The organism is Streptomyces sp. CNQ085 (assembly GCF_022614595.1).
Lineage (GTDB): Bacteria > Actinomycetota > Actinomycetes > Streptomycetales > Streptomycetaceae > Streptomyces.
Genome location: NZ_JAJFAU010000213.1, coordinates 1 through 5,975, shown reverse-complemented (window position 1 = coordinate 5,975; position 5,975 = coordinate 1). Strand labels below are relative to the sequence as shown.

The following is a 5,975-nucleotide window of genomic DNA, read 5'->3' as shown; positions in this document are numbered from 1 at the left end:
CACTACGGCGTGGCCGTGGTACTGGTGCACCACGTGCGCAAGGCAGGCTCGGACGACTTCCTGACCGAGGTGTCCGGCACCAACGGCCTGGCGGGCGCGGCCGACGCCACACTGGTGCTCAAGCGGGCCCGCGGCAAGGCCGATGGCGTCCTCCACGTCACCGGCCGCGACGTGGACGAAGCCGAGTACGCCCTCCAGTTCCACGCCGCCGCCGGCGCCTGGCAACTGCTGGAAGGACCGGCCTCCGACCACACCATCGGCGACACTCGCGCCGTCATCCTCCGCCACGTCCGCAGCAACCCCGGCTGCAAGCCGAAGGACATCGCCGAGGCCACCGGTATTGATCCCGGTCTGGTCCGTCAGACCTGCGTCCGGATGGTCAACGACGCCCAGCTCATCCGCGACTCCGGCGGCTACGCCGCTCCCGAGGCCCCGGACAGCGCTGGGAGGCAGGCATGAGCTGTCACACCTGTCACGCCGTCACAGTCACACCCGTCGCGCTTCAGCGAAAGGACCGGGAAGTGAGCGACACCGCAGACACCGCAGCGCTGGCCGCAGACCCGACGCTGGTGCTGCTCACCGTGGAAGAGGCAGCACGCCGTCTCAGCATCGGCCGGACGTACTGCTACAGCCTGATCAGCTCCGGAGAGCTGGAGTCCGTCCCGGTCGGCCGTCTCCGCCGCGTGCCCGCCGAGGCTGTACACGACTACGTCGTGCGGCTCCGCAGGGCGCACCGCTCCGACATCACCGTTGCCTGAGGGGACATCCGTGGGAGAGAAGAAGCGCACGCGTCAGCCCAATGGCGCATCCTCCATTTACCTGGGCAAGGACGGGAAGTGGCACGGCCGCGTAACCGTCGGCGTACGGGACGACGGCAGGCCGGACCGCCGCCACGTGGAGCGGAAGACCCGGGCCGAGGTCACGGCGGCGGTACGCGAGCTGGAGCGGCAGCGGGACGCCGGGAACGTGCGCAAGCCCGGTCCGGCCTGGACGGTGAAGACGTGGCTGACGCACTGGGTGGAAAACATCGCTCCTCTGGCTGTGGGAGAGAACACGATGGTGGGCTACGGCGTCGCCGTACGGGTCCACCTCATCCCCGGCCTCGGGGCGCATCGGTTGGACCGGCTGAAGCCGGAGCACATCGAACGCTTCTACGCGAAGATGCAGGCGAACGGCAGCAAGCCCGCCACCGCCCACCAGGTGCACCGGACCTTCCGGACCGCTCTCAACGAGGCCGTGCGCCGTGGTCACCTCGCACAGAACCCGGTGAAGCTCGCCAAGGCTCCGCGGGTGGTCGAGGAGGAGATCGAGCCCTACACGGTCGAGGAGGTCCGCCGGATACTCCGGGCGGCGGAGGACCGGCGGAACTCCGCGCGCTGGGCCGTCGCCCTCGCGCTGGGGCTGCGGCAGGGGGAGGCGCTGGGGCTGAAGTGGACGGACGTGGATCTCACCAACGGCGTGCTCTGGGTCCGCCGCAGCCGCCGCCGGCCGCGCTACGCCCACGGGTGCGGCGACACGTGCGGCCGGAAGGCGGGCTACTGTCCTCAGCGGCGCCGGACCAACCCGGAGACCGCCGAGACCAAGTCACGGGCAGGACGACGCGCGATCGGCCTGCCTGCGCAACTGGTGAACCTGTTGCGCAGGCACCAGGGGAAGCAGGAAGCAGAGCGGAAGGCCGCAGGAGGGGACTGGCAGGACGAAGGCTGGCTCTTCGCCACGGAGACCGGCCGAGGCACGTCCCCCCGGACGGACTACGACGCGTGGAAGGAACTGCTGAGAGCCGCCAGGGTCCGGGACAGTCGGTTGCACGACGCCCGCCACACCGCCGCCACGGTGCTGCTCATCCTGGGAGTGCCTGAGCGGGCCGTCATGGGGCTTATGGGATGGTCGTCCACCTCGATGGCCGCGCGGTATCAGCACATGGTCGACACGGTCCGCAGCGGCATCGCTGAGCAGGTGGACGGACTGATCTGGGAGGGAGAAGACTGAACCCGGGGCGTTGGACAGGTCACCGTAGGTGCTTGGTGACCAGGAAACTTCAGCACTCAAAAATGCGCGACTGAGACGGAAACTGAGACGGAGCGACGCCGAGGGCCGCACCCGAACGGGTGCGGCCCTCGGCGTTACTGCACTTCACAAGCGGTAGCGGTGGGATTTGAACCCACGGTGGAGTTGCCCCCACACTCGCTTTCGAGGCGAGCTCCTTCGGCCGCTCGGACACGCTACCGGGAGGAAGCCTAGCCCATGGTCGGGCGTGTGCCGAAATCGGTTCCGGGGGAGGCGTCGCTCCGGCCCTCCAGGGCGCCCTCTGGCGGTCGGGGAGCCGCGTGAGGGGCCGTACGGGAGGGCGCGCGGAAGAAGTCGGTGAGCAGTGCCCCGCACTCCCGCGCCAGCACCCCGGAGACCACCTCGGGCCGGTGGTTGAGCCGGCGGTCGCGCACGGCGTCCCACAGCGAGCCCACCGCACCCGCCTTCTCGTCCACCGCCCCGTAGACGACCCTCTCCAGCCGGGACAGCACGATCGCGCCCGCGCACATAGTGCACGGCTCCAGCGTCACCACCAGGGTGCAGCCCGACAGCCGCCACTCGCCGACCGCCCGGGCGGCCTCGCGGATCGCCACGACCTCCGCGTGCGCCGTGGGGTCGCCGGTCGCCTCGCGCTCGTTGCGGCCGAGCCCGAGAACCGCACCGTCCGGGTCCAGGACGACCGCGCCGACGGGCACGTCGCCGGTCCCGGGGGCCCGCGCGGCCTCGGCCAGGGCACGGCGCATCGCCGCCCGCCACGGGTCGCGCAGCGGATCGGTCGTCCCGTTCCGGGAGGCATCCCAGGCATGGGAAGCCTCGGACTCCGGGGCAGGGGTGTGCGGCTCCGGCGGAACGCTCATGCACCCAGTGTCCCCGCCCGCCGCGGCCCCGCGTACGGCGGGCGGGTGCCGCGTACGCCGGTTACCGCACGGCCTCCAGCATGTCCGTGCAGCCGAGCGCGTCGGCGATCTCGGTCAACGCGTCGTCGGAGGTCAGCGAGAGCAGCGCCGTGCCGTCCACGCCGAAGTCGGCCAGCAGTTCGACGTCGCCGACCGGCCCGGCAGGAGCGGCGCCGGAGGCCTGTGCGGACGCGTCCCGGTCGTCCTCGTCGTCCTCCGTGTCGCTCGGCGGCTCACCTTCCTCCGTGCCGTCGAGGTCCACGAGGAGGTCGAGGTCGTCATCCCCGCCCGGCTCACGGCCGAGGAGCTCGTCGGTGAGCAGGATCTCCCCGTAGGAACTGCGCGTGGCCGCGGCCGCGTCCGAGACGAAGATGCGGGGATCCTCCTCGCCCTCCACCCGGACGACGCCGAACCAGACGCCCTCCTGTTCGATGCAGACGAGGACCGGCTCGTCGTCCTCGGCGGCCTCCCGGGCCAGGTCGGCGAGATCGGCCAGGGACTCGACCTCGTCGAGTTCCGTGTCGCTCGCTTCCCAGCCGTCTTCGGTGCGCGCGAGCAGTGCGGCGAAGTACACCGTGACTCTCCCACTGGTTTCAGGTGCCCGAGTGCTGACGGGACCGCGCCCCGCCCAATCGGAATCGTGGCAGAAACCGGCGCCGAGCGAGAGGTCTTCGACCGTGCGTCGCGTGGGTGTTGCGCCGGACTACCAGCGAAATGTCCTCATCCGCATAGCCTGGCGCATGCGTGCGGCGCGGGCGCGGCGCGGCTGCACCCGTTCGCGCAGGGCCTTGGCCTCGTTCAGTTCGCGCAGGAAGACCGCCCGGCGGCGGCGGCGCTCCGCGTCGTCGTCCGGGGCCGTGGTGCCGGGGGGCCGGGTGCCCGTGCGGCGCTCCCCGGGCCCCCGGCGGTCCCGCGGCTCCTGTCCCCGCTGGTCCTCGCGTATGAGTGCCCGACGGTCGTCGGGGGTGTCGTCGTGCTGCTGCCTCGGTTCGGTCATACGGCCCACCTCCGGTCGTACCTGTTCACTGTCCCCCGAAAAGGCGGTTGTACGCCAGTGCGATCCGGGAAAGCGGCTCGGCTACTGTCGACGGCATGCGGATTCACGTCGTCGACCACCCGCTGGTGGCGCACAAACTCACCACGCTGCGCGACGAGCGCACCGACTCCCCGACCTTCCGGCGCCTCGCCGACGAGCTGGTGACCCTGCTCGCCTACGAGGCCACCCGGGACGTGCGCACCGAGACGGTCGGCATCAGGACCCCGGTGACGGCCACCACGGGCGTGCGGCTGTCGCACCCGCGCCCTCTGGTGGTGCCGATCCTGCGGGCCGGGCTGGGGATGCTGGACGGGATGGTGCGGCTGCTGCCGACCGCCGAGGTGGGCTTCCTGGGCATGATCCGCGACGAGCGCACCCTCCAGGCGTCCACGTACGCCACCCGGATGCCGGACGACCTCTCCGGGCGTCAGGTGTACGTCCTGGATCCGATGCTGGCCACCGGCGGCACGCTGGTCGCGGCGATCCGGGAGCTGATCCGGCGCGGCGCCGACGACGTCACGGCGCTCTGCCTGCTGGCGGCGCCCGAGGGCGTGGAGCTGATGGAGCGCGAACTGGCGGGCACGCCGGTGACGGTGGTGACGGCCTCGGTCGACGAGCGGCTCAACGAGGACGGTTACATCGTGCCCGGCCTGGGCGACGCGGGCGATCGCATGTACGGGGCGGCCGGCTGACCCGGCCGCCGTACCCGCCCTACCGGCAGCCCGAGGCGGACGGCGAGGGGGAGGGGGAGGCGAGGGCCGCCATGGCCTCGCGCACGTCCTTCTCCCCGGCCAGGGCCTTGAACCCCTTGCCGATCACCAGGTCGATCTCGCTCTTTCCGTCCCCGGACTCCCCGGACTCCCCGGACATCCGGCGCTCGACCGCCCTGACCTCCGCTCCGGGGAGCTGGGCGAGCAGGACATCGAACGCGCCGTTCCCGTACGCGGCGGGCGGGCCCATCAGCAGCCCGGTCTTCTCCACCTTCTTGTCCAGGGAGGCCGGGGCGTTGGCCACCTCGCCGATGGTGAAGCCGCGCTTTTCCAGCGTGTCCGCCGTCTTCCTGGCCAGGCCGCCGCGGGTGGTGGCGTTGTAGACGTTGACGGTGATGGCGGACGGCTTCGGCAGGGCGTCGGGCGAGGCGCCGGGGCTCTCTCCCCCGGCGGAGCGCGCCGCGACGCCGGTACCGCCGTTCTTCGAGGGCCCGCCGCCGGAGCGTTCGCAGCCGGGGGCGTCGCCGGCCGCCCGCACCGTGGTGCCGCCGCCGGTGAAGACATCGAGGAGCTGCACCGTCCCCCAGGAGAGCACACCGACGGCGGCGGTCGCCGCGACCGAGGCGGCGACGATCCTGCGGCGCCTGCGCGGGCGCCGCATCCGCGGGTAGCTGTTACCCGTGATGCGGTACTTGCCGCCCATGCCGGGGGGAGTGAGCATGCTCATGGGCGCAGCGTAGTGCGGAGACGGCGTAATGCCTACTAAACGATCAATGCGTACCCCGCAGTCGGCCCCGAAAGGGTCAACATGTCCCGCCCGGTGGCGCCGGGGCGCCGGCGGACGCCCGGGGCGTCAGTCGAGTTCGAGTACCCGGGCGTGCAGCACCTGCCGCTGCTGGAGGGCGGCGCGCACGGCGCGGTGGAGGCCGTCCTCCAGGTAGAGGTCCCCGTTCCACTTCACGACGTGTGCGAACAGGTCGCCGTAGAAGGTGGAGTCCTCGGCGAGCAGGGTCTCCAGGTCGAGCTGCCCCTTGGTGGTGACGAGCTGGTCAAGACGCACCGGGCGTGGGGCGACGTCCGCCCACTGGCGGGTGCTCTCCCGGCCGTGGTCGGGGTACGGCCGCCCGTTTCCGATTCGCTTGAAGATCACACGGAAAGCCTACCGGTCCGGCGACGCGGGGCGCAGCCTTCCGGCGGAGCGTCGGGGTGTGTCCCGGCTCCGGGGAGCGGGCGGTCGTCGGTCGGCGCGTCGCCGGGGCACACGGCGCGGAAAGCGCCGCGGGCGCCAGGGCATGCGCCCCGGCG

General features: G+C 72.0%; 8 protein-coding genes, 1 tRNA gene and 1 pseudogene. 4 read left to right on the top strand and 6 right to left on the bottom strand.

The genetic code is table 11. The features are described from left to right. The 3 genes and pseudogenes from LJ221_RS22920 to LJ221_RS22910 all read left to right on the top strand — a co-directional run. Nucleotides 1-459: pseudogene (locus tag LJ221_RS22920) on the top strand (DNA repair protein RadA); the annotation flags it as partial. A 62-nt stretch (nt 460-521) separates the two neighbouring features. Beyond that, on the top strand, nt 522-758 hold the full coding sequence (locus LJ221_RS22915) for an excisionase family DNA-binding protein (protein ID WP_241718615.1): 237 nt from the start codon (nt 522-524) through the stop codon (nt 756-758). Between the two features lie 10 nt (nt 759-768). Next, nucleotides 769-1,989, top strand: coding sequence for a site-specific integrase (locus LJ221_RS22910; RefSeq protein ID WP_241718614.1), 1,221 nt, complete (start codon nt 769-771; stop codon nt 1,987-1,989). Nucleotides 1,990-2,140: 151 nt separating this feature from the next. Here the strand turns inward: LJ221_RS22910 and LJ221_RS22905 are convergent. The 4 genes from LJ221_RS22905 to LJ221_RS22890 all read right to left on the bottom strand — a co-directional run bounded on the left by LJ221_RS22905 (nt 2,141) and on the right by LJ221_RS22890 (nt 3,867). Further along, nucleotides 2,141-2,227, bottom strand: a tRNA-Ser gene (locus LJ221_RS22905). 10 nt (nt 2,228-2,237) lie between these two features. Then, nucleotides 2,238-2,885, bottom strand: coding sequence for a tRNA adenosine(34) deaminase TadA (gene tadA / locus LJ221_RS22900; protein ID WP_374228539.1), 648 nt, complete (start codon nt 2,883-2,885; stop codon nt 2,238-2,240). A 61-nt stretch (nt 2,886-2,946) separates the two neighbouring features. Further along, nucleotides 2,947-3,498 (bottom strand): hypothetical protein, encoded by a 552-nt coding sequence (locus LJ221_RS22895; protein ID WP_241718613.1) that lies wholly within the window; start codon nt 3,496-3,498, stop codon nt 2,947-2,949. A 129-nt stretch (nt 3,499-3,627) separates the two neighbouring features. Continuing rightward, nucleotides 3,628-3,867, bottom strand: a complete 240-nt coding sequence (locus tag LJ221_RS22890) for a hypothetical protein (RefSeq protein WP_374228540.1) — start codon at nt 3,865-3,867, stop codon at nt 3,628-3,630. Between the two features lie 149 nt (nt 3,868-4,016). Here LJ221_RS22890 and upp point away from each other — a divergent pair, with 149 nt between their 5' ends. Then, nucleotides 4,017-4,652, top strand: coding sequence for a uracil phosphoribosyltransferase (upp, locus tag LJ221_RS22885; RefSeq protein ID WP_241718611.1), 636 nt, complete (start codon nt 4,017-4,019; stop codon nt 4,650-4,652). A 19-nt stretch (nt 4,653-4,671) separates the two neighbouring features. Here the strand turns inward: upp and LJ221_RS22880 are convergent, their stop codons facing one another. Together LJ221_RS22880 and LJ221_RS22875 are read right to left on the bottom strand one after the other, a co-directional pair. Then, nucleotides 4,672-5,397: a LytR C-terminal domain-containing protein gene (locus LJ221_RS22880; RefSeq protein WP_241718610.1), complete on the bottom strand. Its 726-nt coding sequence runs from the start codon at nt 5,395-5,397 to the stop codon at nt 4,672-4,674. A 126-nt stretch (nt 5,398-5,523) separates the two neighbouring features. Then, nucleotides 5,524-5,820 (bottom strand): type II toxin-antitoxin system VapB family antitoxin, encoded by a 297-nt coding sequence (locus LJ221_RS22875; protein ID WP_031508611.1) that lies wholly within the window; start codon nt 5,818-5,820, stop codon nt 5,524-5,526. Between the last annotated feature and the right edge of the window lie 155 nt (nt 5,821-5,975).